Annotated in this window: 1 protein-coding gene; it reads left to right on the top strand. The window is 60.6% G+C overall.

Annotation, left to right across the window (positions count from 1 at the left end):
• On the top strand, positions 1–236 hold a 236-nt coding region (locus ACCD05_RS32105), incomplete at both ends, for an LCP family protein (protein ID WP_413397732.1).

The following is a 236-nucleotide window of genomic DNA, read 5'->3' as shown; positions in this document are numbered from 1 at the left end:
CCCTCGTACTGCTGGTCGGCACCGATGAGCGGCAGAATCTCACGCCCAGGCAACAGAAGCAATTGGGCACCGGCACCGAAGCCGGTCTGCGCACCGACACCATGCTGCTGCTCTACATGCCACCAGAAGGCAAGGATGTCCTCATCTCCCTGCCGCGAGATACGTTCCTGCGCATTCCCGGGCATCATCACAACAAGCTCAATGCTGCCTACTCGATGGGCGGAGCGAAGTTGCTC

Source organism: Rhizobium sp. Rhizsp42 (genome assembly GCF_047304155.1).
In the GTDB taxonomy this organism is placed as follows: domain Bacteria; phylum Pseudomonadota; class Alphaproteobacteria; order Rhizobiales; family Rhizobiaceae; genus Rhizobium.
Note: the sequence above shows the minus strand (reverse complement) of the source record. Positions and strands in the feature narration are given on the sequence as shown.